The sequence below is a fragment of the Rhizobium sp. B230/85 genome, from assembly GCF_019355735.1.
GTDB lineage: Bacteria > Pseudomonadota > Alphaproteobacteria > Rhizobiales > Rhizobiaceae > Rhizobium > Rhizobium rhododendri.
In genome coordinates this window covers 84,987-110,670 of sequence record NZ_CP072159.1, presented here as the reverse complement: position 1 = coordinate 110,670, position 25,684 = coordinate 84,987, and the positions used below count along the sequence as shown (strand labels likewise).

The 25,684-nt window shown below is 57.1% G+C and carries 25 protein-coding genes, 3 pseudogenes and 1 riboswitch; of the genes and pseudogenes, 11 read left to right on the top strand and 17 right to left on the bottom strand.

All coding sequences use genetic code 11. The features are described from left to right. Positions 1–16: 16 nt before the first annotated feature. Positions 17–208: pseudogene (locus J5289_RS27215) on the top strand (MerR family DNA-binding protein); the annotation flags it as partial. Here J5289_RS27215 and J5289_RS29595 read toward each other — a convergent pair. Next, positions 205–438, bottom strand: a pseudogene (locus J5289_RS29595) (exonuclease); the annotation flags it as partial. The pseudogenes J5289_RS27215 and J5289_RS29595 sit on opposite strands and share 4 nt — an antisense overlap. Positions 439–830: 392 nt before the next feature. On the opposite strand from J5289_RS29595, the gene J5289_RS27210 reads away from it, so the two are divergent. The 8 genes and pseudogenes from J5289_RS27210 to J5289_RS27170 all read left to right on the top strand — a co-directional run bounded on the left by J5289_RS27210 (position 831) and on the right by J5289_RS27170 (position 8,636). After that, positions 831–1,454, top strand: a complete 624-nt coding sequence (locus J5289_RS27210) for a plasmid pRiA4b ORF-3 family protein (RefSeq protein WP_209207712.1) — start codon at positions 831–833, stop codon at positions 1,452–1,454. Positions 1,455–1,639: 185 nt separating this feature from the next. Further along, positions 1,640–1,918, top strand: a complete 279-nt coding sequence (locus tag J5289_RS27205; protein ID WP_209206867.1) for a type II toxin-antitoxin system ParD family antitoxin — start codon at positions 1,640–1,642, stop codon at positions 1,916–1,918. 2 nt (positions 1,919–1,920) lie between these two features. Then, a complete protein-coding gene (locus J5289_RS27200) occupies positions 1,921–2,214 on the top strand; it encodes a type II toxin-antitoxin system RelE/ParE family toxin (RefSeq protein WP_209185877.1) in 294 nt (97 codons plus the stop codon). 355 nt (positions 2,215–2,569) lie between these two features. Further along, complete coding sequence (locus J5289_RS27195) at positions 2,570–3,016, top strand: pilus assembly protein (protein WP_307877449.1); 447 nt, start codon at positions 2,570–2,572, stop codon at positions 3,014–3,016. Continuing rightward, the gene (locus J5289_RS27190; RefSeq protein ID WP_209206869.1) at positions 3,016–4,761 is read left to right on the top strand and encodes a pilus assembly protein TadG-related protein; all 1,746 of its coding nucleotides are present in this window, start codon (positions 3,016–3,018) and stop codon (positions 4,759–4,761) included. The genes J5289_RS27195 and J5289_RS27190 overlap by 1 nt, the downstream gene beginning before the upstream one ends. A gap of 20 nt (positions 4,762–4,781) precedes the next feature. After that, positions 4,782–7,136: an EAL domain-containing protein gene (locus J5289_RS27185; RefSeq protein ID WP_209206871.1), complete on the top strand. Its 2,355-nt coding sequence runs from the start codon at positions 4,782–4,784 to the stop codon at positions 7,134–7,136. A gap of 549 nt (positions 7,137–7,685) precedes the next feature. Beyond that, a pseudogene (locus J5289_RS27180) lies at positions 7,686–8,309 on the top strand (DUF6118 family protein). A 39-nt stretch (positions 8,310–8,348) separates the two neighbouring features. Next, positions 8,349–8,636 carry an integration host factor subunit beta gene (locus tag J5289_RS27170; RefSeq protein ID WP_209206876.1) on the top strand — a complete coding sequence of 96 codons (288 nt, stop codon included), beginning with the start codon at positions 8,349–8,351 and terminating at the stop codon, positions 8,634–8,636. Positions 8,637–8,735: 99 nt separating this feature from the next. Here J5289_RS27170 and J5289_RS27165 read toward each other — a convergent pair whose 3' ends face one another. From J5289_RS27165 to J5289_RS27155, 3 genes are all read right to left on the bottom strand, one after another. Continuing rightward, positions 8,736–8,981 carry a hypothetical protein gene (locus tag J5289_RS27165; protein WP_209206878.1) on the bottom strand — a complete coding sequence of 82 codons (246 nt, stop codon included), beginning with the start codon at positions 8,979–8,981 and terminating at the stop codon, positions 8,736–8,738. A 298-nt stretch (positions 8,982–9,279) separates the two neighbouring features. Beyond that, positions 9,280–10,110, bottom strand: a complete 831-nt coding sequence (locus tag J5289_RS27160; RefSeq protein WP_209206880.1) for a GGDEF domain-containing protein — start codon at positions 10,108–10,110, stop codon at positions 9,280–9,282. A gap of 704 nt (positions 10,111–10,814) precedes the next feature. After that, complete coding sequence (locus J5289_RS27155) at positions 10,815–11,360, bottom strand: TetR/AcrR family transcriptional regulator (protein ID WP_209206882.1); 546 nt, start codon at positions 11,358–11,360, stop codon at positions 10,815–10,817. Positions 11,361–11,468: 108 nt separating this feature from the next. Between J5289_RS27155 and J5289_RS27150 the strand changes: the two genes are divergently transcribed. Further along, entirely contained in the window at positions 11,469–12,182 is a 714-nt protein-coding gene (locus J5289_RS27150; RefSeq protein ID WP_209206884.1) for a pentapeptide repeat-containing protein, read from the top strand. Positions 12,183–12,771: 589 nt separating this feature from the next. After that, complete coding sequence (locus tag J5289_RS27145; protein ID WP_209206886.1) at positions 12,772–13,065, top strand: hypothetical protein; 294 nt, start codon at positions 12,772–12,774, stop codon at positions 13,063–13,065. Between the two features lie 211 nt (positions 13,066–13,276). Here J5289_RS27145 and J5289_RS27140 read toward each other — a convergent pair whose 3' ends face one another. The 13 genes from J5289_RS27140 to J5289_RS27080 all read right to left on the bottom strand — a co-directional run bounded on the left by J5289_RS27140 (position 13,277) and on the right by J5289_RS27080 (position 25,349). Continuing rightward, entirely contained in the window at positions 13,277–14,335 is a 1,059-nt protein-coding gene (locus tag J5289_RS27140) for a HoxN/HupN/NixA family nickel/cobalt transporter (RefSeq protein ID WP_209206888.1), read from the bottom strand. 83 nt (positions 14,336–14,418) lie between these two features. Continuing rightward, positions 14,419–14,622, bottom strand: a riboswitch (cobalamin riboswitch). Between the two features lie 429 nt (positions 14,623–15,051). Further along, entirely contained in the window at positions 15,052–16,374 is a 1,323-nt protein-coding gene (gene trbI, locus J5289_RS27135; protein WP_209206890.1) for an IncP-type conjugal transfer protein TrbI, read from the bottom strand. A gap of 11 nt (positions 16,375–16,385) precedes the next feature. After that, on the bottom strand, positions 16,386–16,862 hold the full coding sequence (gene trbH / locus J5289_RS27130; RefSeq protein ID WP_374108619.1) for a conjugal transfer protein TrbH: 477 nt from the start codon (positions 16,860–16,862) through the stop codon (positions 16,386–16,388). After that, positions 16,862–17,656, bottom strand: a complete 795-nt coding sequence (gene trbG / locus J5289_RS27125; RefSeq protein ID WP_374108618.1) for a P-type conjugative transfer protein TrbG — start codon at positions 17,654–17,656, stop codon at positions 16,862–16,864. The genes trbH and trbG overlap by 1 nt, the downstream gene beginning before the upstream one ends. Before the next feature lie 74 nt (positions 17,657–17,730). Then, positions 17,731–18,393: a conjugal transfer protein TrbF gene (locus tag J5289_RS27120; RefSeq protein ID WP_209206901.1), complete on the bottom strand. Its 663-nt coding sequence runs from the start codon at positions 18,391–18,393 to the stop codon at positions 17,731–17,733. 17 nt (positions 18,394–18,410) lie between these two features. Beyond that, the gene (trbL, locus tag J5289_RS27115) at positions 18,411–19,601 is read right to left on the bottom strand and encodes a P-type conjugative transfer protein TrbL (RefSeq protein WP_209206903.1); all 1,191 of its coding nucleotides are present in this window, start codon (positions 19,599–19,601) and stop codon (positions 18,411–18,413) included. Beyond that, on the bottom strand, positions 19,595–19,810 hold the full coding sequence (gene trbK, locus J5289_RS27110) for an entry exclusion protein TrbK (RefSeq protein WP_209206905.1): 216 nt from the start codon (positions 19,808–19,810) through the stop codon (positions 19,595–19,597). The genes trbL and trbK overlap by 7 nt, the downstream gene beginning before the upstream one ends. Continuing rightward, on the bottom strand, positions 19,807–20,613 hold the full coding sequence (trbJ, locus tag J5289_RS27105; RefSeq protein ID WP_209206908.1) for a P-type conjugative transfer protein TrbJ: 807 nt from the start codon (positions 20,611–20,613) through the stop codon (positions 19,807–19,809). The genes trbK and trbJ overlap by 4 nt, the downstream gene beginning before the upstream one ends. After that, positions 20,585–23,047 (bottom strand): conjugal transfer protein TrbE, encoded by a 2,463-nt coding sequence (locus J5289_RS27100; protein ID WP_209206909.1) that lies wholly within the window; start codon positions 23,045–23,047, stop codon positions 20,585–20,587. Before J5289_RS27100 ends, trbJ begins: the two co-directional genes overlap by 29 nt. Before the next feature lie 9 nt (positions 23,048–23,056). Then, positions 23,057–23,356, bottom strand: a complete 300-nt coding sequence (locus J5289_RS27095; RefSeq protein WP_209206910.1) for a conjugal transfer protein TrbD — start codon at positions 23,354–23,356, stop codon at positions 23,057–23,059. Then, the gene (gene trbC / locus J5289_RS27090) at positions 23,349–23,753 is read right to left on the bottom strand and encodes a conjugal transfer pilin TrbC (protein ID WP_209206912.1); all 405 of its coding nucleotides are present in this window, start codon (positions 23,751–23,753) and stop codon (positions 23,349–23,351) included. The genes J5289_RS27095 and trbC overlap by 8 nt, the downstream gene beginning before the upstream one ends. Further along, the gene (gene trbB / locus J5289_RS27085; RefSeq protein ID WP_209206914.1) at positions 23,743–24,714 is read right to left on the bottom strand and encodes a P-type conjugative transfer ATPase TrbB; all 972 of its coding nucleotides are present in this window, start codon (positions 24,712–24,714) and stop codon (positions 23,743–23,745) included. The genes trbC and trbB overlap by 11 nt, the downstream gene beginning before the upstream one ends. Then, positions 24,711–25,349 carry an acyl-homoserine-lactone synthase gene (locus J5289_RS27080; protein ID WP_209206916.1) on the bottom strand — a complete coding sequence of 213 codons (639 nt, stop codon included), beginning with the start codon at positions 25,347–25,349 and terminating at the stop codon, positions 24,711–24,713. The genes trbB and J5289_RS27080 overlap by 4 nt, the downstream gene beginning before the upstream one ends. Positions 25,350–25,684 lie beyond the last annotated feature (335 nt).

The window sequence follows — 25,684 nt, the reverse complement described above, 5'->3', positions numbered from 1 at the left end:
CCTGTTCAATGCGACATTAGTATCGGCCTCGCGCAACCCCGGCAATCAAAGGCGTTACCCGCGAGAGGTTTTACGCATTATTGCTATCATCAGAATCGCCCAGCAGGCCGGCATCCCGCTTGCTGAAATTCGTCATGCGTTATCTTCTCTGCCAAATGGACGAACGCCGAATGCGGAAAATTGGAAAAATCTGGCGGGTTTGTGGAGGCCGGTCGGTTTAGTGAAGAACTGATCGATTGCATACCTGTTGCCGAACCTGTCGATCGGCTGGACATATGCCTTGTATGTCCACCGAATCGGAAATTCGCCTTCAAGCCCTAGCCTGACCGCCCCGATCTGCGCGATCACGGGATCCGGATCGTGGGCTGCGCACCAAAACCGACGTTGAGACCCTTCCAAGCAAAGAAATTCGCAGTCAAATATGATCGCCGTTTTCATACGTCACCGTTTCGCTGCGTTAACGAGTGCTTCTCATTACGAGAAAGATAACTGCGCTTTCGGATATCGGACAACCCTGCCTATAGCATTCCCCATGATCCCGCCCGATTTACGGGTTCATGGCGGCGCCAGCGCTGCCGAGGGTTGTCAACGAGCTTAAGCCGGCCACTAGAGCGGTATATTCGCTCACGGTACATCGCATGCCCATCGCCGGATGGAGGCAGGCGGACTGTTCGGGAAGGCAGTTCCGGCCGCTTTTCATGATCGAGGCACGCATACGAACCTACCAAGTGCTCTTGACGAGAGACGAACATGCGGCGCCGCAAAACATCCTGGCATGTTGCGCTGGAGACCGGCTTGACGATCTTCCGCCTATCTTGTTCATTCAGGGAATGTTCAAAGCCGCAAATGCTGTCCAGATCAGAGTTTCCATCGATGAGATCGAACCAGACATCTGGCGCCGGCTGGTCCTGCCGGTTCAATGGAACCTAGAGCATCTGCATCTTGGAATTCAGGCTGCATTCAACTGGTGGAATTATCATCTCTATGAGTTCCGGATCGGTGGTCTTCGGTATGGGGAAGTCGAGACCCTGACGGAGGATGCCACCGACGACGATCCACGGGTCTTCGATCAGAGAGAGGTCCGTTTGCTGGACTTCGAGCAAGGCGCCGTCTTCAGCTACCATTATGATTTCGGGGACGACTGGCAGCACACCGTCGTGGTTGAAGAGTTCTTGACGCTCACTGCTACGCCGAAGCACGGGAGCTGTGTCGCAGGCTCAAGGGCGCGACCACCGGAGGATGTCGGCGGCGTGTCGGGATATGAGCGGTTCCTGGAGATCATCGCCGACCGGGAAGACCCGGAGTATGATGAAACCATCAGTTGGTGCGGTGGCTACTTCGATCCGGAATGGTTTGACCTTTCGACTGCTGACAAGGATCTGCGCAATGCACTGCGATCAAATGTCAAACGGCGTCTATATCAACCGAAACCGAAAGCCATTCCAAAGAAATGAGCTGGCTGGGTGCGAGGTGACCGCCTTGATAGGGTATGAACCCACGGCCACTGGGTTCACCGGCTGGGGCGGGATGGAAAATCAATCGGTTCAGGAGGTTGCTTCGGTTGAATGTCATGGTCGCCCCTTGCATGCGGTACGCTAATCGCATACCGTTTCTTGGGTAACTCGGAGACTAACGAAGTATGGCGACAGTCGAGAAGATTACGATTGCTTTGACGTCCGAAATGGCGGGGTTTGTGCGGAACGCAGTCGATGCTGGAGAATATGCATCGACGAGTGAAGCTATCCGTGACGCCGTCCGCGAGTGGAAGGAGCGCCGGGATTTGCTTGGGTATACAGTCGAAGATCTCCGAATACTTGTGCAGGAAGGTATTGAAAGTGGGCCAAGTTCGCGCTCGACAATGGCAGAGGTAAAAGCTGCAGCGCGCGAACGATTAGAATCTTCACGAGACGAACGCTAACCGTGCATTCAATTGTCAGAACAGACCGCGCGGACGAGGACCTGATTGAAATATGGTCCTATATCGCCGCTGACAACACAATTGCAGCTGACCGTGTTCTTGACGCGATTGAAGCACGCTGGGACAATCTCGCCCGACACCCCTACTCTGGAGTTGCGCGCGACGATATCGCGCCTGGCATTCGGCATCTCGTCTCAGGTGAGTATCTAACCCTTTATCGACTCAGTGGCAGTGCTATTGAAATAGTCCGTGTCCTGCATGGGCGCCGAAAGATATCCTCCAAAATCATTATATAACCGGCAGGGTCACGTAGCCCGCGTATGTACCCTCCATCGATAAAAAATGCGTAACGCACAGTTATGGAACTTGTTTGCGACTTTTTTAACCAAAAGATCGCGATATCGCCCTTCCAACATTTAAATGGATAAGCGGCTGCTTGCAAATAGCAGGCTAATAAATTTTCGCCTCATAAACGGCGACCTAATACCCCTTTGTAATGGGATTTCTTTATAAATCTCGGGCTCTTAGCCTACTCCTGCGATTACCTCAGGTAGTAATTGTAGGCAGCAATACGAAATAAATATCCGTCTTATTAATACCTCGTTAAGTTTTTACGCTCAACTTTACCGTGAACCAGGAGGGTTGGTTCACTTGACAAATACAAGGTTCGTGATGCACATGCTGTCGCGCTTCTCGCGCAATACCCATGGGGTTGCCGCGGTTGAATTTGCTATAATTGCTCCTGTCTTTATCTGCATGCTGTTTAGCATGATAGGGTGGGGCCTATATCTCAACGTAAGCCACTCTATACAACAGATTGCCGCTGAAACAGCGCGCGCAGCAGTCGCGGGACTTTCGGCGACTGAACGTACAGCTCTTGCCACGGGCTACGTTTCATCGCAAGCGACTGCCGGGTTTGCTCTAGTCGACAAACAAAAGCTCGCGGTTCAGGTTGCCGACGACAAACTTCTTCCAAACCAGTTCACGGTGAGACTCACCTATGATGCGAGTGATCTGCCGATCTGGAACCTGATGACGTTTGCCATGCCGGACGCAACGATCGTCCGCAGCACGACCATTCGCATAGGTGGCTTGTGATGGTCCGCAGATTGTCGATACTTGCTATCGATCTTCTGTCGTGCCGTGAAGGCAACATTGCAATCATGGCGGCCGTGGTGCTTCCGGCCTGCATTGGTGTCATTGCAATTGCTGTCGACTACGGGCAACTGACGCTGGAACGCCGAGAATTGCAGACCGTTGCAGACCTCGGGGCAATAGCTGTAGCATCCGATATGACGCACTCGGACCAGGCAATGTTGGCCCACCTGCGTAACAACAATCTCAATATGGTGCTATGGACACCACAGGGCTGGAAGAGGCCGGATGGCTCGCTGATGCAGGAAGTGGCTGTCAGCCCCAGAAGCGGTAAGATGACCATCGAGAAGGGACTATACACGCCCAACCCGACTCTCAGTCCCGACAACCGCTTTAAGCAGACGTTGCAGGATGCGGACGCCGTGCGCGTTCATTTGCAACAGCCTGGTACGCTCTTCTTTGCGAGCATGTTCACTGCGCCGCCTCTCTTGTCTGCGACGGGTACGGCGGCCATTTCGAAGACAGCCGCCTTTTCGATCGGATCCCGCCTGGCGAGTCTACAGGGTGGCTTGCTTAACGCGATCCTCGGCAAGATGTTGGGGGCAAATTTGTCGTTCAGCGCGGTCGATTACCGCGCGCTCGCCGCAGCCGACCTCGACATTTTCCGTCTGACGAAGGGGCTAGCAACCGATCTGAACGTCACCGCAGCCACCTATCAAGAGGTTCTTCAGACAAAGATCACTCTGCCGCAGCTTTTGACCGCCGTTTCGAAGTATGGGGGCCTTGCTCCCGGAGCGTCTGGATTGGTCAGTGAGTTACGTCGGGCTGTTCCGGCAGGCGGGACGAAGATCTCGCTCGCCCAGTTTATAGACCTTGGTCAAAAAGGGCGTCTGAGCGTCGATGCCGGCTCCAACATCGCAATGAAGGTCGGTCTGCTCGATCTCCTGCAATCAGGTGCTTCTCTGGCAAACGGGTCGAATCAGGTTTCCGTGCAGACGCAGGCGGCTTTGCCGGGCCTTGGCACTGTTGATTTGAATTTGGCAATTGGCGAACCAGCCGTCGATGTCCCGTCTTATCGCATCGGTGAAACCGCCAAGGGTGTCCGAACAGCTCAAGTACGGCTTTCGGCTGCAGTGCGGATTGACGGAATTGCCGAATTACTCGGCACGAACATCACGCTTCCCCTCTATGTTGAAATTGCCCCTGCAGAGGCGAAGCTAGCCGATATCCAGTGCCGTGGCGGAAGGCCCGACAACGCAACGGTCATGATCGATGCAGCACCTGGTGTGGCCGAGGTATCAATTGGCGCTATCGACCCGACTGCATTGGCAAACTTTGGCTCCAAGCCTCGCGTCAACAGGGCACGCCTCGTCGATACACCAGCGCTCGCCATAGATGGCATGTCATCGACGACTATCGGCGGCAAGCAGATAAAGAGGATCTCCTTCACTTCAACCGACATCGCCAGCGGCTTAACCAAGTCCGTGTCGAGCACGGGGCTTACGACTTCGGCGACGCAGTCTCTCATTAGCGACCTGGAGCTCACCATCCAGGTGAAGGTGCTCCTCGGTCTATCTCTATCTCCACCAAAGACACTACAGGCGGCATTGGCAAAGACGCTCGGAGCCGTGACACCCAGTCTCGATGCGCTGCTCGACAGCGTCTTGGCGACTGCCGGCGTCCGCGTCGGAGAAGCAGACCTCCGCGTCACAGGCGTAGACTGCGCGAACCCGGTCCTTGTGCAGTAGACGAAGCGAAGGGATTTAGCATGTTCACTGTTCTCGAATGCGTAACAAATCGCCACGACACCGCGATCATGGCTATTTCCGCTATCATCGCACTTGTGGGAATGGCTGCATTCTTCCATCTTCTCCTGCGATCGGAAGAAAGCACATTGGGACGCCAGCGCAACTGGCGAGCAGTCGCTGCGTGTTCGGCCGGCCTCAGCGTGTGGGCTACGCACTTCGTTGCCATGCTCGCTTATCAGGGCACGATCACTCTTCGCTTCGACTTTTTCTTTACCGCGCTTTCAGCTTTGATCGCTATCGCGGGCTTCTGGCTCTCCATCCAAGGTGGCTTTCGCGACTCGCGTATGCCTGGCATGTCTGCCTTTCTGATCACGCTTACCGTCGCGGCTATGCACTTCGTCGGAATGGCAGGTATCGAGGTGGCTGCACAACTTAGTTTTGCATGGGCACAGATCATCGTCGGAGCCTTGGTCGCCCTCGCACTGTTTTTTCTTTCGCTTTTTGCGTTCAAACATTTTAGGGGCCGGATACGGATCTTCACCGCTGCGATCGGCGCCGTACTCGGCATCTGTGTCCTCCACTTCACGTCGATGTCCGCAACGATCATCACGCCTGATCCGTCCCTGGCTCCTGTAGTCACGGGGACATCGGACGTGATCTGGCTGACTAGCGCCGTTACGATGGTAACTTTTTTGATCCTCGCTTCGTCTGCCGTCGCAGTGGTCATCGACCGCCACCTCGTTGACCTCAAAGGCTTCGCCAACGCGACACTTGACGGCCTTGCCATCGTGCGCGATGGCGTGATCGTTGAGGTCAACGGGCGGTTTGCGCGTCTTCTTGAAAAAGATGGTAGTGATCTCGTCGGAATGCGCCCAGACGATCTGCTGGCTGCGTCGGACGGACATCGCGTAGATGCAACTCGAGAAAGTGCGTTGGAAGCGTCTCCGCTCGTGGGCGACCCCGCGCGCATCTTTGAGATCGCTGTTCATACCATTGAATATGGTGGTCGTCCCTCCCAGGTCGTTGCACTGCGCGACTTGACGGAACGGCGTATGGTGCAGAAAAAGGTGGAATATCTCGCGCGCAACGACATTCTGACCGGACTGACCAACAGATCCACGTTCCAAGATAATCTCCACGCGCAATTGGCGCGCGGCGCGGAAACGGAAGCACCGTTTGCGCTTCTCGCCCTCGACCTCGACCGCTTTAAGGCGGTCAACGACCTTTTTGGTCATGCCGAGGGTGACAGGGTTCTGCGGGATGTTGCAGCGATCCTGCGAGCTTGCTGCCGCGGGGGCGATACGGTCGCTAGGGTCGGCGGCGACGAGTTTATGATCCTGACTGCGGAAGGTATAGGCAGCGAAGGCGCGGGGGCGTTGGCGGAACGTATCCGCACAACATTCCGGGAGCGGATGAATGTCTCGATTGATCCGACAGCGGTTGGTATCAGCATCGGTATCGCGGTCTATCCGAAGGACGGACTTGATGCCGACTCGCTCACGCAAGCAGCCGATGTTGCACTTTATCGCGCAAAGGCAGGCGGCCGGGGGATGCATGCATTCTACGACCTTGCAATGGACGTTGAACGTCGCGACCGTCGTTTGCTGGAAAATGATCTGCGCCAGGCCGTCGCTCGAAACGAACTTCATCTCGTCTTCCAGCCAATCGAATCTATAGAGCCGCGAGCGACGGTCGGGTACGAGGCCCTTCTTCGCTGGACGCATCCAACGAGAGGAAGCGTCTCCCCAGAGATCTTCATCCCAATTGCAGAAGAGAGTGGCATCATCCTTTCCATCGGTGAATGGGTGCTAACGGAAGCCTGCAGGCAAGCGGTCAACTGGAGCCAGACGCTCAAGGTAGCGGTCAATGTCTCCGCCATACAGTTCCGTCTTGCCAACCTCGCCTTCGTTGTCGGCAGCATTCTCGATGAGACTGGCCTTGCACCGGAGCGACTGGAACTGGAGATCACCGAGACCGCCCTTCTTAAGGATCGGGCGATGACGCTGGAGATCCTGACACAAATTAAGGCTCTTGGCGTCAAGATCGTTATGGACGATTTCGGAACGGGTTACTCGTCGCTGAGCAACCTGCAGTCATTCCCTTTCGACAGGCTGAAGATCGACCGGAGCTTCATTGCCGGCATGGAAATTGATCCTAACGCCCGCGCCATTGTGCGCTCGGTTATCAGCCTCGGCCGCTCGCTCGGCCTACCCGTCACCGCAGAAGGCATCGAAACACCGGCGCAGTACCAGATCGTCGTTGATGAAGGCTGCGCACACGCTCAGGGATATCTGCTCGGCAAGCCTGCGGCGGGGCCAATGACACTCACGGCAATATCCGAGAAGAGGATCGCGTCGGCCGTTCAAAAAATATGAGGGAGGACGCATATGTTTTGATTGAAGAGACGAAGTCCGGTCGCGCCCCCGGTCATGGAGTTGATCTGCCCTGCCGCAATCCCAGAAAGCTTTCTACAAAACGTGGTGCCGGCTCATGGTGTCTCGGCTTCCTGAACTTGGCTCCAATCAAGTAGGCGTTTTCCGGAGAGCCTCCATCGCCTTGAGAGCTTGAACGCCTTTGTGGCTCGTACACGTCCCAATAACGATCATAGTCATGGCGCAAAAATTTTTGCCAATTGCGGCATAGTTGTCGAGTACCATGATCATGTCATTCCTCTGTTCGGGCTCATTTGCGATCCAACGCTATATCGTGGAAAGTAGATCTGTCCTGATTGCGCCTGGCGTGTTGTTGTCCGTTGCAATAGATGTGTCCGCGGGCGTGGCCAAGGGCTTGAACGATAGGAGTGCGCATGACTGACAGCACCGACGATCAGGACCGGGCGATGCCCTCTGCAATCGATGAGGCGACCGAAGCCTTCGACTTTACGGCGGACCGTGGAGAAGCTCGCCCGCGATCTAGGTGATGAAATGGTGGTCATCTGCAAGGGCGTGGCGGCCGCCTTCGAACGGTTCGAGACGTTCCAGCCGCCGACCGACCACAGCGTGGATAGCGGCCAGATCGCCGAGAGCATGGTGCTGGTCGGCAAGCACCTGACGGTGATCCAAAAGTCTCCGGCCCTAAAGAACGGCCCTGAACATTATGCCCGGATGATCGAAATCGCCGCCGATCGCATTTCGGCAAACGCCGTTCGGACACTTGAGAACCGGGAGCGCGGTCTGCAGCGGGTAGAGGCCGACATCAGAGACGTCGTCAGCGGTGTTCGCGACGGGCGGCAGCAAGATCGCTGGCTGCTCGGTGGCGTGGCCGTCGGCATCGTTATGGGTGGCGTATTCCTAACCCTTGGGACGCGCCTGATGCCGGGATCGATCGACAAAGCGATTGCCGCCACAGTCATGAATGCTGATCGCTAAGATGCGGGGATCGCCCTGATGCAGTCGGCAAGCCCCGGGGGATGGCGTGGTATTGCCGATGCCAGTGCTCTCGTGCGTGCCAATCAGCAAGCGCTCACGACCTGTGGTGAAGCGGCCGCAAAGGCCAAAAGCGAGCAGCGTTGCGTAATCACGGTTGCCGTGCCAGCTTCCGACAAGTAACCAGCATTCGTTCAGCCACCAAATTTTACAGGCCAAACAATGACAAGATCGGAACTCGTGCAAATCGTCGCGGCGCGCAATCCCCACCTCTACCACAGAGACGTCGAGCGGATCGTCGACATCATTCTCGAGGGAATTACCGAGGCCCTGGAAAAGGGCAACCGGGTCGAGCTTCGTGGGTTCGGGAGCTTCTCGGTGCGACACCGCCCGCCGAGATCCGGGCACAACCCGAGAAACGGGGAGATCGTCTTTGTCGATGACAAATGGGTGCCATTTTTTAAGGCCGGAAAGGAAATCCAGGATCGCTTGAATTCTGAGAATACGTAAGCCGGGAACGTCTCGCGAAGCGAACCGAAGTCTTATTGCAAGCTGTGTGGCGTGCCCAAAAGATCGGCATCACGCTCCCCTAGTCAGCTGAGCGGACCGTTAAATCGCGTCAAGCGCCCGGTTTTTTTGGCTTGGTAGGCGATACACCGTTTCAGATCCATTCAAGTGTTTCGGCACCAGATTGGGGGTGAAGGCCCTAAACTGGATGACAGCCCAAACGCTGCCAGTTTCATCGACAATCTCAAACTGCTGACCGCCAACAGGTTTCCCGGACGCGCTACAATCCGCAACGATCTCCTTTACGGATTGCAGCGCGTCGTCGATAGCCGATACAAGATCGTTCACTAGACTTCCTTCCAAATCCTGGAAGAAGATTGGCCCGTTTCGAATGTGGAAAAATTACGTTTCATCTTGAATATATACTGCTGGGAATAATGGATCTGTAGTTGCATGTGTCGACCGTGCAATCAACCTGCATGGGTAGGGTTCGATAACCTCGTCAATCGCAGCCGGCTCCAAGCCAAGCAGCTAAGCCTCCCATAGCGGTCGTCGGCGGTCGGTCCACATCCGCGGCAGTGGCGTATTACCGGGAGGAGTTTTAAGACCCTTCGGACAGCTATCGACAGGCAATGGCGAGGCTGCTTCAGCTGCCGTTGAGACGTTCGCCTGGCTTATCCATCAATTCCTGAACCTGATTGGAATGTATCACCCTGTTCCTGCCCGATACTTTTGCGAAGTAAAGCGCGCGGTCGTAAGCTAGGAATAGCGATTGAAACGTCTCGTGGGAGCCCCGTTCCGCGATACCGGCGGAAACCGTCACCTGCAATTGCGCAACGTCGTCGCCCACATTTGACGCCTCGATCAGCTGTCGACAGCGTTCGACGAGTGCAAGACGTTCGGTTGGGGTGAGTTCAACGAGCAAAACCGCGAACTCTTCTCCACCGATTCTGGCCACGATATGCTTATCGCTCAGGGCGGTTGCGAGTTGCTTTGACACCATGCAGATGGCTCGATCCCCAACATCATGTCCGTAACTGTCATTGATGAGCTTGAATTGGTCTATATCGAATAGGACCAGCGAGGCGTCTTGAGGTGCTTTTGACACCTCGTCAACAAACGCCCTCCGGTTCAACAATCCAGAAAGCATGTCCGTTCTACTCAGTCGTTCGAACATCGAACGAGAAATCGTCAGGCGATGGATGGCCAAGCCGATGACATAGATGACCGAGAAGGTCAGGACGGAAGCGACCACGGTCGAAATGACCAGCCCGACGACCGCCGCGGGCACCAACGCATAGGGCAGTAGCCCGAAGGCGTTTAGCGAGAGGTGCGCTGCGAGGTTCAATATATCCGCTACGATGGTGACAGCCGCTGCCATCTGGATAGCGAAACGAAAAACCTGGCGTTTATTCTCGAACTTGTGGGTCTCGCAGGCTTGCTTTACGTGCTGGTCGATAATTGATCGCACGGTCATGATCTTCAGTCCTCAGCTTTAACCGAATTGGAAAAAGTCCTTGTTCAACCTTAACGCAAAGGCATTGGAAATCTCTGAAGCTTAATCGTGAACGATTTGTCAAAACGAACGACATAGCTCCCGGACCTTCAACAACGAGCCGCTTAGTCAGTCATTAAGTCGAGGTTCTACGCAGACCCTGTTTCGTCCCGATGATTTCGCGGTGTCGAGGTGTCACCTTAATAACCAAACTCAGAAAGCTCCACGGAAACTCCGCATGAGCCGCCGAAGCACCGACACTCGCGATGACCAACATAAACTCCCATGAGTCATGCAAGATACTTAGGGTCGCAACGGGAGCGCAGATCGATTGTGCAATCTTGATTGCAACCTTCACGTCTGGTGTTCGGCAGGATAGCCGAAGCGGTCACAGACCTGATCGATCAATGGCTCCGCCCTTTGATGCGGCGATGCGGCCGTGCTCATCCTGACGATCCGACCGAGACAACGACGCTGTCTCGCATTGAATTGGACGAGTTGCAGTTGGGCGCCTTAAATGTATCAGAACGGGTGTAGTCAATGATGATCCAAGGTTTTCAGAGTTAGATGCATCGAGATCGCGGTCAGTGTCGCAAGGCGGTGTAGGGCAACGTCATATTTATACCGACTAGCAACAAGACAGCCGAAATCATGGCGAAAGCAGACCATTTTCTTCTGTAGGATTTTTATTGGTAAGTGGCGGCGATCAGCCGCCTACAATGTTCTTCTGGAAATTGGATGGGAACGCCCGCCGTCCCCGCAAGCCATATGCCACCTACGGTAAGACGCACCGCCTCAAGGTCGGCTCCAGTGTCGGTGGCTCGATGTCGCTCAAGGCGAGCTTGATACCATTCAGCCCATTTCATCGAGAGTTGCGGGTCGGTTAGTGTGGACATCCAGAGAGTCGCCCAGCGATCACCTGAAATCTTTGGCTGAAAAACGGAGCCAACGTAGGCCCGTGTGAAACAACCGTGTGGCTCGGGATCAAAGTTAATCGCAGCATCGATGCGACTATCGAGGGCGTCAAGAAGCCATGCCATCATTCCGTCGAGCAAAGCCTGTTTGCACGGGAAATGATGGAAAAACCCGCCCTTGGTAACCCCTGCGGCATCCGAGACCGCCTGCACACTCACTGCCGCCAGACCACGCTCCATGGCAATGGAGGCCGCGCCTTCGAGAAGCGCTAACCTCACTTGATCCGGATTCTTCTTACGACGGTGAGCTTCGGCCATAATTCAACATACCATCCGGTATCTTTTTGACAATGCCCGAAGGGGATGATAGGCACCTTGCTAGTTGCTCCGACATCATCGGGTTACTGACTAGTGTGAGAGAACCATATGAGCCCAGCTCTAGCGGACGCATCGAAGTTCAGCCCTGTTCAGACGGTAGAAGGCAAGACGCTGGACCGCGCCGCCGCCAAACACCTCGCGTCAAGTGGTACCACAATGCGATTGGTCGACTGCAATCTTGAAGAGGCCGATCTTTCCAGATTGAACTTCTCTGGTTGGTTGTTCGAGGCATGCAACGTCAAGAAGGCGATTTTTACCGGCTCGATTTTGGAGGCCACCACTTGGATCAGGTGTAAAGGCGGCCTGGCTGATTTCAAGGCATGCAACCTGTCGGAGGCGAGGTTCGAGGGAAGCGACTTCAACAATAGCAGTTTCCGGGGCGCGACCCTGACGGACGCGACATTCACGCGGTGCAAGCTGACGGGCGCGACACTGTCCGAATGCAAAACACTTAATCTCACGATGGACGGCACGCTGCTGATGCAAGCCACGCTGCCGGGAGTGTCGTTCCGAAAAATGCGGCTGACCGAAGTGAGCTTCGACATGGCAGACTTGCGAAAATGCGACTTTCGAGAAACCTTGTTTCAAGGCTGCAGCCTGCGCGACGCCAATCTGGCCGAATGCAGGTTCGAAGATGCTGACCTTCGCGGAGCCGATCTTGGCGGGATACGCCTTCTGAACGCTAAACAATTTAAAGGAGCGACGATATCCCGTGACCAGGCCGGGCAGCTTCTGGCTGAACTCGGGTTAAAAGTTCGGTGAAGCGGTTTGAACAGGGCCTAAACGGCTGCCGCCGATGGTACTCCCGCATCCTGAGTTTCAGCAGGATCTAAACCACTTTTCCATTTCGCGTTAGCCCACCAGATCAGGTGGTAGTGAACTGCCCGACAACAACGTTAGCGGGCGTGTGTGGATTAAGGCAACAAAAAAGCGGATCAAACTCACACGAAAGCTAACTCCCAGGTTAAAGAATGTCCCGCTGGCGGCTCGCACACCCATCCTTCAGTAAGAGGATGGCTCTTTCGATGAAGAGTTGCGATAACTGCGAACGAGAAATCTCCGATCACCTTTCGGTCTGTCCCTATTGTGACAGGCTTCAAATGTCTGGTGATCTACGGGTCAGGCAAACCAAGAGAGTGGTGGTCGTGGTCATATTGACTATCATTCTGACCAGCGGTTGGGCCCTCATTCGGTATTACACGCACGGCGTCATACCCCTTCCCAAATGAAGTCAGTTTCGAGCATCTCCCGTCGGTTCACCATTTGGTCGCCGGACGTCGTCCTATCAATGCAAATTTGGCGGCAACCGGAAGATTCTGATGAGACATGAGATCTTTATTGTGCAGCGGAAATGGATAGTTGGCTTCGGGCAAGGCATCATCACCACGTAAAACGATCAGAATTCCGCCTCGACTGCATATCAGACGGCCGCCTGCATCTTTGGAATGTGCCGAGAGAGGTTGCTACGGTTTATGACGGGATCGATGCCGCTGAGCGAGCCTTATCGGCCCTACAACGGGAATTGTTCGCGCTCATCGTGGAAGAATTCGTAGTCCGGCAGGACTTCGTCGCCGAAGTGATCGAAGTGACTATTGAGGGCGAAGACAACGCGGTGCTTACGCGCTACTCGCTTCCGAAAGTCTGAGTGCAACCTCCGCCACAGTCCTCCTCGGATTTCTCGGCGCCGGCGGGATGACCTTACTCAATGATACCCAGGCCGTTGGCGTAATCTTCCCAACCCATTTGCCAGCTGGAACCGCCAGGCGGCGTGAAGTCGAGCAATGTGACCTGAGGGTGCGGGTTTGCTGAGAGACAAGGGGACGTCGCGATGGCCCCTTGAAACCTTTGCGACAGCGTCAGACCGGACTTTTGATTTCGACGTCGTCCAAGCCTTTGGCTTTGTAGATCACGAAGGAGAGGATCCATGCGAGAAGGAAGACGCCGATGATCACGAACCCGAGATTGTTGAAGTTTTCGTTCAATCCGCCGACGATGTCCCAGAGGCCACCTTCCAACCCCAACTTGTCACTGATCAATCCAAGGGCTTCGATACCGCCGATGAGCACGGCTACGATGATCGAAACCAGTGTGATAGTCATGTTGTAGTAAAGTTTCCGCATCGGCTTGACGAAGGCCCAATCATAGGCGCCGAGCATCATCACGCCGTCAGTTGTGTCGATCAAGGACATGCCGGCAGCAAACAGTACCGGGAAGACCATGATCGCCTCGACCGGAACGCCTTTGGCCACTTGTGTCGCTGACACGCCAAACATAGCGACCTCGGTCGCAGTATCGAAGCCAAGGCCGAATAGAAAACCAAGGGGAAACATATGCCAACTCTTGGTGACCAGCTTGAACATCGGGCGCAATACGCGCGCGAGAAAGCCTCGATTGTTGAGGAGAAGGTCAAGATCCTCCTCGACATAGGTGCCCCCTGCCCTCACGCGGCGGTAGCTCTGATAGATCGACACGAAGATCACGATGTTCATCGTGGCAATAATCAGCAAAAACAATGCCGAAATGCTCGTGCTGATCGTGCCGCCAACACCCTCGAGGCTCTGGAACCCACCCAGCAGCGAGGATGCCGCCACCACAGCTCCAGCAACCAGCACGACCACCGTCGAATGTCCGATTGCGAAAAAGAAGCCGACGGAAACCGGCCGCTGTTTCATTTGCATGAGCTTTCGGGTGACATTGTCAATGGCAGCTATATGGTCGGCATCAATGGCATGGCGAAGGCCGAGCCCGTAGATTACGAGTGCCACGCCGAGTAGCGCAGGCTCGTCCCAGAAAGCGACAAGCGCCCATAGCCAGGCTCCAAAATTAAGAACGGCAAGAACCGTATAGATCGTCACGAGGCGTGCCTTGAAATCAGGCGTGCTCTCGTCGAAAGGTCTGGTGATATTGGTAAACATGGGAAGTCCTTTGTGTGACGTCTGCTGTCATGGCAAAGGTGACGGAAATCCGCCGCGTCGAGACACCCCGCCCCACGCTTATGCCAATGACGTCCAATGATGGCAGGTCTCCTGACTTGCGGGTCGTTGCCGCATCCGCCTTCCCAGTCCCCATGCGGACCAGTGGCATCTTGAATGAAGCTCGTCGCTCACAGTTGCGGGGACAGTCCCGGTTTTGGCTCCTGATGGGTAATCCGCACCGTGTTCCCTTTTGATCCCATACGGGAACCATCGCGGAGACTATTACGAATGCGAGGTGGCCACGTCAATCAGTGCAGCGTGCTGCCGGCCGAAATTTGGTCGAGCATCATGACTTGGCATTTCTGCTGCCATCCAGTAAAGGCGGCTTCACCAATTCAGAGCGTGCGCTATCGCGTACAAAGCGTTCGTGCTGGAATATTGCTCCACCGACAAGGTTGCCAGATGAAGCCCATCCGCAGCATCACCATTATGATTTTTGTGGCCTTGATCTGGGCTGGGGCATTAACCGACCATAGGTGACCGCGGTGCCTGATTAGATGACCGCCGGTAAAAGCGAAAACCAAACTGGTGGCTGCCAGCGCCAGGATGCGCTCCGAAATAGAGACCGCCGCAAGTCGCTTGAGGCAAATGTGAACGCCTTGAACCAACTCGAACCTGCATCACCGGCAAAGAATTATTTTGGTCGTTACCAACGGTCAGGCCTTGTATGCGCCGGGAAACACAATGTCCTGATCCACGAGGACATCGAATTTGTAGCCAGGGCGAATTTCTAGGGTCGACTGAACATCCATGTTCCGCTGGATTGTCCGGTCCGCCACACGCCCGAATGTTTCGGCGAAATTGCGCCGCGTGGCATCCGAGGCAGTGTCCTGGGTCGCGAGTGTTGAGCTTTCTGGAACGGCCATGTCTATACCCGTCCCGATCAGCGCGATCAGCACGGCCGAGCCGAAGGTTTTCAAATAATGGCTGTTTACCTTGTCGTTAAAACCGCCATAGCCTTCAGCATCGGTCCCCGACATCCCGCCGATCTGCAAAGTCGAACCATTGGGGAAAATGATGTCTGTCCAAACAACAAGCACACGCTTCTGTCCGAATGACACCTTGCTGTCGTAACGGCCGAACAGTTTCGTTCCCTGCGGTATCAGCAGGCGATGACCGGTGGCGCTGTCATAGACATTCTGGCTCACCTGGCCGGTGATCCGGCCGGGAAGATCGGAATTAATGCCGGTGATCAGCGTTGCCGGAATGACCGAGCCTCGCTTCAGCTCGAAGGGCGATTGTTGAGGCACGACACGGTTCGGCAGATAGCCAAGGTCTTTCAGGTCGGCGTTGAAGAACTCTTCCTTGGCGCTTTGCGCATTGGGATCGACGTTTTGACCACCAAGCCCCGCACGCAGGGCGGCCGCATAGAGATCGGGGGTGCTGCCGGTGTTTGTCGGGGTTGTTGCGGGTCTTGCCGACGTGTCCGCGGTCGCTCCATTCGTTTCAGCACGGGCTTCCAGCTTACTGCGATCAATGGCGAGCGGCGCATCATAGGCAGCGTTGTTCGCCTGCAGCCTAGCCAATCTCTGGCGCTGCTGCTCGCGCAGATATTGTTCTTGTTGTTCTCTTGCGAGACGAGCCCGCCAAACCCCTTCCGCTTCGAGCTCCTGGCCGCGCTGCTGCACATCGCGGTGCCCCGGCTGCTCTGGGAAAGGATTGTTGGTCTTCTCATCGGCCGGCTTTGCTTCGACCGGCTTCGGCTGGAAGGTGGTCTGTTGCCGCTGGTCACCGATAATGCCATCGGTCACACCGCGTTTGATCTGGTCGGCGTAGGTGGAGGCAGGGTTGCCCGAACTTATCTCCGGACCACTGTCCTTGGCGAAGTAGAACCCGCGCGAAGCAAGCCCAAAGAAAATGACACCAAGGAACGCGATCGTGAGGACGATAACGGCCATGATCGGCACGCGGTTGATCCGCCGTATACCGGGCTGGGGCTGGCTGCTCTGTGCATTGCCGAGCTTGAGGGATTGCGCCATGGTTGGTCTCCTCAACTGCGCCGCACGAGCGACAGTGCGCTCGCTGGCGTCGCGCCGTTCGCCGTCACAGAATAGGCTCGGCCGAGTTCAACGCTGTTGGTCGAAAGACGTGCCAGCACCTGACCATCAAACGGGACAATGACGTAGGCGAGCGGGATCATCGCCGTGTCACGATCGGTCTTCTGATTGGTGACCACGGCGTAGCCCCATCCCTTCAACGTGGCTTCCAACGCCTGGCCGAAGGGCGAAGCATCCACCTTAAGTGCGACGGTTGCCTTCCCGGGCCCGATCTGTTCGGCAAGACGGCTGACCATGTCTCCGGCAATAGCACTCGCCGCCAGGCCGGAAATTTCCGGTGGCGCGTTGCTAGCGACGAGGTCGTCGGCTCCGGTGGACTGGCATCCGGAGAGGAGAATGGTCAGAGCGGTGGCTGCGGCAAAACTGCGAACTGGAATCAGGAACATTGGCGCATGGGCGAAAGCATGCATCATTGGCCTCCCCTTTTGATCGTTACCTTCTCTTGCTTCCACCCGACGCCGGAAACGAGCACTGCGCGGTCGATCAGATAGTCGACGACCATCATGTCGTTCTTCATGCGGTAGTTGACGATGCGATTCTGCCCGCCTGACGTGACGAAAAGAACCGGCGCGTCCTGGCCGGAGATAGAACGCGGGAACTGGATGTAAGTTTTGAGCCGGTCGGAATAGACCCGCGTGGGCCGCCAACCGGCGCTGCCCGAGACCGAATATGAAAAGTTCAATTGTTCGGCGGGGACGCCTGCGCCCGGGATGGTGCTTGCCTCCAACCGCGCATTCACGTCGGCAAGCTTGGTCGACACATCCTCTGGATATTCAAAGCCAACGCGCGCCATATACTGGGTCGGATGGGACTTGAGCTGGATGTGATAGGTGCGTCTGGATGTCGTGACGACCATTGAGGTCACGAGACTAGGTTCTGCCGGTTTGACAATCAGGTGGATCGCCTGACCGCCGGCAGCCCCCGAGGTCGCCGGCTCGACCTTCCAGCGCACCGTGTCGCCGACCAGCACGTCTCGGACGACCTCGCCACCTTGCAGTTCAATATCGCAAACCTGTAGCGGCGAGCAGACGACCGAGGGCTGCACCTCGCCGTATAGGAAGATCACCTTGCCGTCGGCGCCCTTGGTGACGAGACCCCGCGATCCACGCCATTGGGTGGAGATGCCCATGCCCTTTGCCTCGTTGGCGGTTACGCCATCGGCAGCAGAAGCATGGAAGGGAACGACTATTGAAGACGCCAACATCACCGAGACGAGAGCACTCGTCAGCATGGCCCGTGTTCTTGTACGTGGGATGATCATGTTCGGGGCGATGCCTTTCAAAGCTGTGCTGTCCAGTCAAAGTCGCGGAGATAGAGACCGATGGGGTTTATACGGATGACGCCCTCGTCCTGAGGAGGGGTCAGTGTCACCGTTGCAATGCCGCGGAAGCGGCGGACGGCCGTTTCCTTGCCGCGCCGATCGCGCTCGAACTCGGTCCAGTCCATCTGGTAGCTCTGGTTCGACAACGCGACGATATTGTCGACCTCGACCGCCACCGTCGCGATCTTTGCTTTCTCAAACGGTGAGTTCGTGCGGAACCAGGTATTGACCTTCTCGGTTGCCGGATCGGATGTCCGAAGTAGGCCGTAGGTCCGGTCGATATATTGCTTCTGCACGACCGCGTCGGGCGTCACACTGCGAAAATTCGAGACGAAGCTACCGAGGGTGGCCCGCACGACACGCGGATCGGCATATTCAATTTGCTGCGGAAATCCAGCATTGACCGCCGCGCCGAGCTTGTCGACCTCAACGATATATGGAACGAGCTTGACCTGGGTGCTCTGGTAGAGCGCGTAGCCAAAACCGATCACGGCCATGGTCATGCCAGTGATGCCGACGATCCGCCAGGCGGTCGCTGCCTTTACGTAGGATCCATAGCGCTCATTCCATTCGTTGCGCGCAGCGAGATAGGGATTGTCGGGCATGTGTTGTCCGGCCATGAACGCTCTGCCTCCAGTCATTTGGTGTCGTTGATCGGCGGGGGTGGAGGCGGTGATCCGGGTCGGCCTGACTGCTGGTCTAGTTTGGCGTTGGCGAGCCCCAGTAGAGAACCGGCGTAGGCCCCGGGAGAGCCGATCGCCTTATCCTTTGCCGCCGAACTGAGCGCACCGGCGGCCCCACCGATACCCGCCTCCATGCCGCGCATGGCGGCAGTTCCGAGCGAGGATCCCCCTGCCCTTGCCGCACTCGCGGCCTGGAAGCCTCGGCTGGCTGCGGCCGTTGCCAAAAACCCAGCGCTTGCTGCAAACGATGCGGCCTGTCCGCCGTGGCGGATCGCTTCCATTCCTCCGGAAACAGAGGCGCCTTGAACGACGCCCTGAAGGATCGGCGGCACATACATGGCGATGACAAAGACCACAACCGAGATACCGGCGATGGCGAGCGTATTGATGAACTGCTCTGATGTGGCTGTCGGCGCCTCGGCCAATCCCAGCAGGATGTCGGAGCCGATCTTGGCAATCATCACCAGCGCCATCAGCTTCATGCCCACGGAGAACGCGTAGACCAGATATTTGATGGCAAAATCCTTGGTGTAGGACATTCCGCCCAATCCGAGCATGATCATGCCCGCCAGCAGACCCACATACATCTCAACCATGACCGAGACGAAGATGGCGGCCACGAGTGAGAAGGACACAACCACCACCACCATGGCGAAGACGGCGGCGATGGCGAGCGCGTTGTCTTCCCACAGTCCGAACTTCGCCTGTTCGGACATCTTGGTTGCGACACGAATGCCGGCGTCGAAAATGTTGGCGGGAGAGGCCGAGCCACCGCCAGCTCCGATCTGGTAGAGGCTGTCGACAACAGCTTTGGCAAAGGCCGGCCCCTCATTGAGAATGAAGGCAAACAGCCCGATGAACATGATGCGCTTGACGAGCTCGGCAAACCAGCTATCGAGCGAGGCGGCATTGATCGCCAGCCACACCGCGGCGATGCCGATCTCGATGCCCGCGAGGATCCAGAACAATGACCGCGCGGCGTTCATCACAGTCGTTTCCCAGCCCTTTGCGGCGGTGACGACGGAATTCTCCAGGGTGCTCAGCACCTGACCCTGTTGTGCAAAGGCCGGCGCGGTCGCGATCAACACGATGCCGATCGTGGCAAAGGTGAGTCCGAGGTGGCGGGAACGAGGAACGATCACCATCTCGGTTTCATCTCCTGGCCGCCGCGAATGCCGCTATCGGTGTCGCCGCCAAAGACTTTCTCGCGGTGTTCGCGCTGGGCCGCATCGGATGCCTCTCCTGCTCTGGAGACCGGATGGGGACCAGGCTGGACGACGATCCAGGTGAGGACGCCGACAACGAGTGTGAAGGCCCCTACGACCGTCGCGATGATGATGCGGCGCGGGCTCACCAGCGGGGCTCCATCGTCTGCCCGCCGCGGATGTCATGCTCGGTTCCGCTGAAGAATTTTTCCCGGCGTGCTTGGGCGAGATCCTTTTGTGCCTGCTCCGACTGGAACCAGGTGCCCATCATCGTCATCTGCTGGGAAACCAGCCCACGCAGCTTCTGCATTTGCGCCACCTGCTGGGCGGCGATCTGGTGGCCGACCTGCAGCGCCTTCATCTGCCCGTTGGCCGTTTCCGACATCGAGCGCAGTGATGACATCGTGCTCTCCTCGCTCGAGAACTGGTCCGCCGTCAGGTTTGCTGCCTTTAGGGTTCCTGCGATCGTATCGCGGTTGGTGTCCGACCAGTTCTGATAGGTCTGGGAGAAGCTTGCCCCGTCAGGCAGGTTGCTCTTCATCTCGGAAAAACTCTGGAAGCGCTGCTTCAGGACATCGTCAATGTTGCCCATTGAGAAGGCGACGCCTTGTCCTTGCGCGACCACGTTCTTCAGGTTCTTCAGGTCGTTCTCGACCTGACCCCAGACGTGGTTTGGCAACTGCGCCGTGTTCTGCAGCATGTTCTTGTAGATGTTGATCTGGTTCTGGATCTGCTCCGCCAGCTGCGAGATCTGCGTGATCTGGTTGTTCACCTGCTCGGCCGATTTGCCCACGAGCGAGACCAGCTCGGCATTGTTGGCAAGCTGGGTCCATTCCGTTGCCTGACCTGTCACGCCACCGGCCTGGACCTGGATTGGCGTTGCGATTGCAAGGCCGGTCGCAATGACCGCCGCACAGTAGGTCTCAAGAGGTCGAGATGAGTGTGTCGGCATGGGCGATCCCCCGTTGCTGGAGCCAGTAGAGAGGCCATGCGGCCCCGTGTTCGGAATGGAGGCTGCGGATTTGCTTCAGGTCTTCCTTGCCGGTCGCCCCGACGAATGAAAGGGCGACAGGACCGAGCGCCATGTTGAAGAGCCTTCGGCCCTCCGGTGAGACGACGTAATATTCGCGCTTGGGGATGGCGGTTGCGACGATCTCGATCTGCCGTTCGTTAAAGCCAATGCGCTCATAGAACTCGCGCGTGCCCGGTTCCCGTGCCGCGCCGTTCGGGAGGCAGATTTTCGTCGGGCAGCTTTCCTTTAGGACATCGATGATCCCAGAGCGCTCCGCGTCCGAGATCGATTGGGTGGCAAGAACAACGGCGCAGTTGGCCTTTCTCAGCACCTTCAGCCATTCCCGGATCTTGTCGCGAAACACCGGATGACCAAGCATCAGCCATGCCTCGTCGAGAATGATCAGGCTGGGAGCGCCGGTCAGGCGTTTCTCGATGCGACGAAACAGGTAGGTGAGCACCGGAACGAGATTGCGCTCGCCCATGTTCATCAGTTCCTCGATCTCGAAGCACTGGAAGGCACCAAGCGCCAGACCGTCCTGCTCTGCATCGAGCAACTGGCCCACCGGACCGTCGACGGTATAGTGATGCAGCGCGTCCTTGATCTCACGCATTTGTACGCCGGACACAAAGTCAGACAGAGAGCGGGCGCGCGACGTTGCCATCAATGCGATCTGCCGCGAAATGGCGTTGCGATAATCCGGGGTGATCGTCACACCTTGCAACGCCACCAGCATCTCAATCCACTCGGAGGCCCAAGCCCGGTCGCCGTCGCTTGACAGCTCTGCCAGCGGGCAAAATGCGAGCGCCCCACCCACTCCTTCTCCGGTCGCATCGCCACCGATCTGATAGTGATCCCCACCGACGCCCAGCGTCAGCGGCATCATCGAGCCGCCTTTGTCGAATGCGAATATCTGAGCATCCGCGTAACGGCGAAACTGCGCGGCGATCAGCGCAAGCAGCGTTGATTTACCGGAACCGGTCGGGCCGAAAGCCAGCGTATGGCCGACATCATCGACGTGTAGGTTCAAGCGAAATGGCGTCGATCCGGATGCCACCTGCATCAAAGGCGGTGAGGCCGGCGGATAGAATGGGCAAGGTGCGTTTGGGCTTCCCGACCAAACAGAGTTCAGGGGGATGAGATCGGCGAGATTGCGGGTGTTGATCAGCGGCTCGCGGATATTGGCATAGGAAACGCCGGGCAGGCTGCCGATAAAGGCATCCGTGGCGTTCAGCGTCTCGATGCGTGCGCCAAAACCTTCGGCCTGGATCAGACGGCGGATAGCCTCGCACTTTTCCTGGAGGCGATGCTGATCCTGTTCGAAGAGAACGATGACCGGCGTATAATAACCATAGGCAATGAGCTGCGATGAGGCCTCTGCGATCGCATCCTCTGTTTCCGCCACCATCAGCATGGCATCCTGATCGACCGAGCGCGAATGTGTTTGGAACAACTGGTCGAAGAACGGCCGCACCTTCTGCTGCCATTTCTTGCGGGTGCGCTCAAGCCGTGCCCTTGCTTCTTCCGCGTCGAGGAAGACGAAGCGGGACGACCAGCGATAGGTGAGCGGCATCCGGTCGAGCGTGTTGAGGATTCCAGGCCAGCTTTCGGCCGGCAGGCCATCGATCGCGACCACGCCGAGAAAGCGGTTCTCCACCAGGGGTGTCAGGCCATGCTGCAGCTCGGCCGTCACCAGCCAGTCGAGATACATAGGGATTTCCGGTAGGCGCACCGGATGGTTCTCACCAGTGATGCAAAAGCGAATGAACTGGAAGAGTTCGTCGTATCGGGCGACACGGAACCCACCGCGCTCTGACGTCTCCCGCGTCGTCATCCGACGGATCGACACGACATTTGAAAGATATTGTTCGACCTCACGGATCGAGGTTAGAAAGCCCTGCAACATCGTGTCGGCATAGGTCGCAGAGCGGCTCGCCGCATCCGAGTAGACATACCGCGTCAACCCGGAGCGCCGCGGCTCCGGCGGCCGCCAGGTCAGGATCAATGCATGGCGGCTCTCGAAATGTCCCCTCTCCTTCTGGAAGTGAGCGCGCCGCTCGTTGTCGATGGCACGCGTCACCGGATCGGGGAAATGTGACACCGCCTCATCAGGATAATCGCCAGTTGGCACCCGTACCGCTTCGACTTGAATCATCCAGCCGGAACCCAGTCGTGACAGAACAGCGTTAATCTGTCGCGACACCTCGTTACGCTCGGCGTCGGTCGAGCTCTCGCTGTCGGGCCCCGCGAAATACCAACCGGCCATCAGCGAGCCGTCCTTCAGAAGAATGACGCCATTATCGACCAGGCCAGCGTAGGGCGCCAGATCGGCGAAGGACGGTCCGGAATGGCGGAATGTTTTGAGGGCGACCATCTCAGTCCCTCAGTATGTTCGCCATGGCGACGACGTCGCGCGGTAGAAGGTCTTGTAGGAAATGTGGCGGAGATAGAGCCGACGCATCAGCGGATCGGACTTTGCCATCATGCGCAGCGCCGCGACTGCGACGAGCCAGATCGCGATGCCGAACAGCGCCGCATACCAGGTCAGGACGACAAAAATCAGGATGATGGCCGCAAGCGCCGTCAGCAGCACTAGTTCGCGGTCGGCGCCCATTAAAAGGTTCGGACGCGATAGTGCCCGATGCACGCGCGAGCGTACCAGAGACGAGCCGACCTCAGTCATGAGCGCCCTCCCCTCGTATAGCCCGCGTCACAGTTGGTTTGGGAGTGTTTTGCTCGGGCTGCGCGTAAGCCTCGCCGATCGAGGCTCCGGTGGCGCCGAACAGAGCGACGATCTGGGTAGCGCCGAGAAGGACACCGCCTACAAGGGCTACGTAGCAAAGCCGTCTTGCGAAATCATTCAATTCGCCGCCGAAGATCAGCATAGCACCGGCGATGGCAACCGCGGCCAGCGCGATAAATCCGGCGACAGGTCCGGTGATTGATTGCTGGATCTGTTGCAGCGGCGATTCCCAAGGAAGGCCGCCACCGCCCGAGGAGGCGAGTGCGGGTTCGGCGAGACTGACACAGACGGCGGCCAGCGCCGCCCAGGTGAGAACCAATTTTATATTACGCGACATGGCTGTCCTCATCGATCTGGGCATAGTGTTCGGTTTGGTAGCGGCCGTTGCGGTATCCCTCGATGTGGATGACCTCGCGGACCCGCCTCCCCTTTCCCGTTCGCTCAATAGAGACGACCAGGTCGACGGCCTCGCCGATCACCTCCTGCATTGCCTGCTGGCTGGCTTCCGCCGTCAGTTGCTCCAGTCGGCGCAGGGCTGATATCGCCGTGTTGGAATGGATCGTAGTGACGCCGCCGGGATGGCCTGTATTCCAAGCTTTCAAAAGGGTGAGTGCCGCGCCGTCGCGGACCTCGCCGACGATGATGCGATCGGGACGCAGACGCATCGTGCTCTTCAACAGGCGCGCCATGTCGACGGTATCGCTGGTGTGTAGCAACACGGCATTTTCCGCTGCGCACTGTATCTCGGCGGTGTCTTCGAGGATAACGATACGATCGTCCGGGGAGTCAGCCACGATTTCGGCGATAATGGCGTTGGCAAGCGTCGTTTTTCCGGAACCGGTGCCCCCAGAGATGACAATGTTCATCCGAGCGTCGATTGCGCTTCGAATGGCAGATGCCTGGGCTTCGGTCATCACCTTCGACTTCACATACTCTGTCAGTGAAATGAGACGCGAGGCCCGACGGCGGATGCTGAATGCTGGTCCCGAGACCACCGGTGGCAACAGCCCCTCGAAGCGGTGACCCCCAATCGGAAGTTCGCCAGAGATGATCGGCCGCTCGTCGTCGGCCTCCGATTGCAGCGCATGCGCAACACTGCCGATGACAACTTCAGCTGCGGCGGTACTCATTGCGCCGGCCGGTACCACGCCGTGCCCCAGCCGTTCTATGAAAAGGCGACCGTCTGGATTGAGCATGATCTCGACGACGGTTGCGTCGTCGAGCGCGATGCAAAGTTGGTCGCCGAGTGCGTCCTGCAGCTTGCGGACAAGCCGGGGATAAGAGCGGAGCTGGGTCACGCAGCACTCCGGATCTGATGGCTGTGATCCTCGGCGGAGATCGAGCGGTAGCCGTGCGGGCAAACTCCTTCAAAACTTTCTCGATCGGCCGGCAGAGTTCCGGCGACAGCCACGGTGTTGCCGATAGCTACGGGATCACCAAGTCGTTTCATCGGCCATCCGGCTCGATTCAGGATGCGCTCGAAGCGCAGATCGGTGGCCGTGACGATCTCGTCGTAGTCGTTTGCCATCGACCATTCGATGATGCCGGCAAACATGGTGAGGGTCGCGAGATGGAGTTGGCCCCCTCCCCTTCCTGCCGCCAAAGACGTATCGACGCAAAAGCGCGAGCTCTCGACCATGCTGGCAGAGGCATTGAGTGAACCGGTTGCCAGCAATTGCGGGAATGTCCGCTCCAGCATTGTCGGCCCCAATGCCGGCAGCAGGCGCGCGCAGCCGACGACCTTTTGGTCGTCAGTGACTGCGAGGATGTAGGTCGGGTCGAGATCGTCGTATTCGTCACGCTCACCCGCGTCAGAGATGGCGACATCCCATTCCAGGCGCTCGCCAAAGACTGCTGCACGTAAGCGGTGCATTTGACTAAGAAGGTTAGAATGATCGACGTATCGATCAGGCGAAATGGTAGTAACCTGCATCTTGATCTCCGCACAACGTGGACATGCCGGAGAAAGAGCACTTGGAATCGCATGTGACTATCTGCAGATCTGCAGAAGAATGAGTCGGGATGCATTCACGACTTCGGCTCGCCAAGCTGACATCGCCGTAAGCTTTCGTCTGCAGATCTGCAGATTCGGCACAGTGGATATGTAGTCGAGAATCGGCCTAACTAACGGATACATATCGAGAAATCATCTCGCCGTTACAAATTCAGGAAATTGAGTTAACTTCTTGTTAACGCTAATTCTCTTGCAGCTTTGTTAGAATCGTGCGTTATCTTGAGACGGCATAAGCGCGTCTGACGCTTACAAAC

Bases quoted from the DNA above. Each gene is read 5' to 3' on its own strand.
- trbI (WP_209206890.1), bottom strand. From the start codon at position 16,374: ATGGCGCAATCCCTCAAGCTCGGCAATGCACAGAGCAGCCAGCCCCAG.
- J5289_RS27185 (WP_209206871.1), top strand. From the start codon at position 4,782: ATGTTCACTGTTCTCGAATGCGTAACAAATCGCCACGACACCGCGATC.
- trbC (WP_209206912.1), bottom strand. From the start codon at position 23,753: ATGTCGCGTAATATAAAATTGGTTCTCACCTGGGCGGCGCTGGCCGCC.
- J5289_RS27140 (WP_209206888.1), bottom strand. From the start codon at position 14,335: ATGTTTACCAATATCACCAGACCTTTCGACGAGAGCACGCCTGATTTC.
- J5289_RS27150 (WP_209206884.1), top strand. From the start codon at position 11,469: ATGAGCCCAGCTCTAGCGGACGCATCGAAGTTCAGCCCTGTTCAGACG.
- J5289_RS27120 (WP_209206901.1), bottom strand. From the start codon at position 18,393: ATGGCCGGACAACACATGCCCGACAATCCCTATCTCGCTGCGCGCAAC.
- J5289_RS27170 (WP_209206876.1), top strand. From the start codon at position 8,349: ATGACAAGATCGGAACTCGTGCAAATCGTCGCGGCGCGCAATCCCCAC.
- J5289_RS27145 (WP_209206886.1), top strand. From the start codon at position 12,772: ATGGATAGTTGGCTTCGGGCAAGGCATCATCACCACGTAAAACGATCA.
- J5289_RS27205 (WP_209206867.1), top strand. From the start codon at position 1,640: ATGGCGACAGTCGAGAAGATTACGATTGCTTTGACGTCCGAAATGGCG.
- J5289_RS27100 (WP_209206909.1), bottom strand. From the start codon at position 23,047: ATGGTCGCCCTCAAAACATTCCGCCATTCCGGACCGTCCTTCGCCGAT.
- trbG (WP_374108618.1), bottom strand. From the start codon at position 17,656: ATGTTGGCGTCTTCAATAGTCGTTCCCTTCCATGCTTCTGCTGCCGAT.
- J5289_RS27155 (WP_209206882.1), bottom strand. From the start codon at position 11,360: ATGGCCGAAGCTCACCGTCGTAAGAAGAATCCGGATCAAGTGAGGTTA.
- trbH (WP_374108619.1), bottom strand. From the start codon at position 16,862: ATGCATGCTTTCGCCCATGCGCCAATGTTCCTGATTCCAGTTCGCAGT.
- J5289_RS27160 (WP_209206880.1), bottom strand. From the start codon at position 10,110: ATGACCGTGCGATCAATTATCGACCAGCACGTAAAGCAAGCCTGCGAG.
- J5289_RS27210 (WP_209207712.1), top strand. From the start codon at position 831: ATGTTCAAAGCCGCAAATGCTGTCCAGATCAGAGTTTCCATCGATGAG.
- J5289_RS27190 (WP_209206869.1), top strand. From the start codon at position 3,016: ATGGTCCGCAGATTGTCGATACTTGCTATCGATCTTCTGTCGTGCCGT.
- J5289_RS27080 (WP_209206916.1), bottom strand. From the start codon at position 25,349: ATGCAGGTTACTACCATTTCGCCTGATCGATACGTCGATCATTCTAAC.
- trbJ (WP_209206908.1), bottom strand. From the start codon at position 20,613: ATGCCGACACACTCATCTCGACCTCTTGAGACCTACTGTGCGGCGGTC.
- J5289_RS27095 (WP_209206910.1), bottom strand. From the start codon at position 23,356: ATGACTGAGGTCGGCTCGTCTCTGGTACGCTCGCGCGTGCATCGGGCA.
- trbL (WP_209206903.1), bottom strand. From the start codon at position 19,601: ATGGTGATCGTTCCTCGTTCCCGCCACCTCGGACTCACCTTTGCCACG.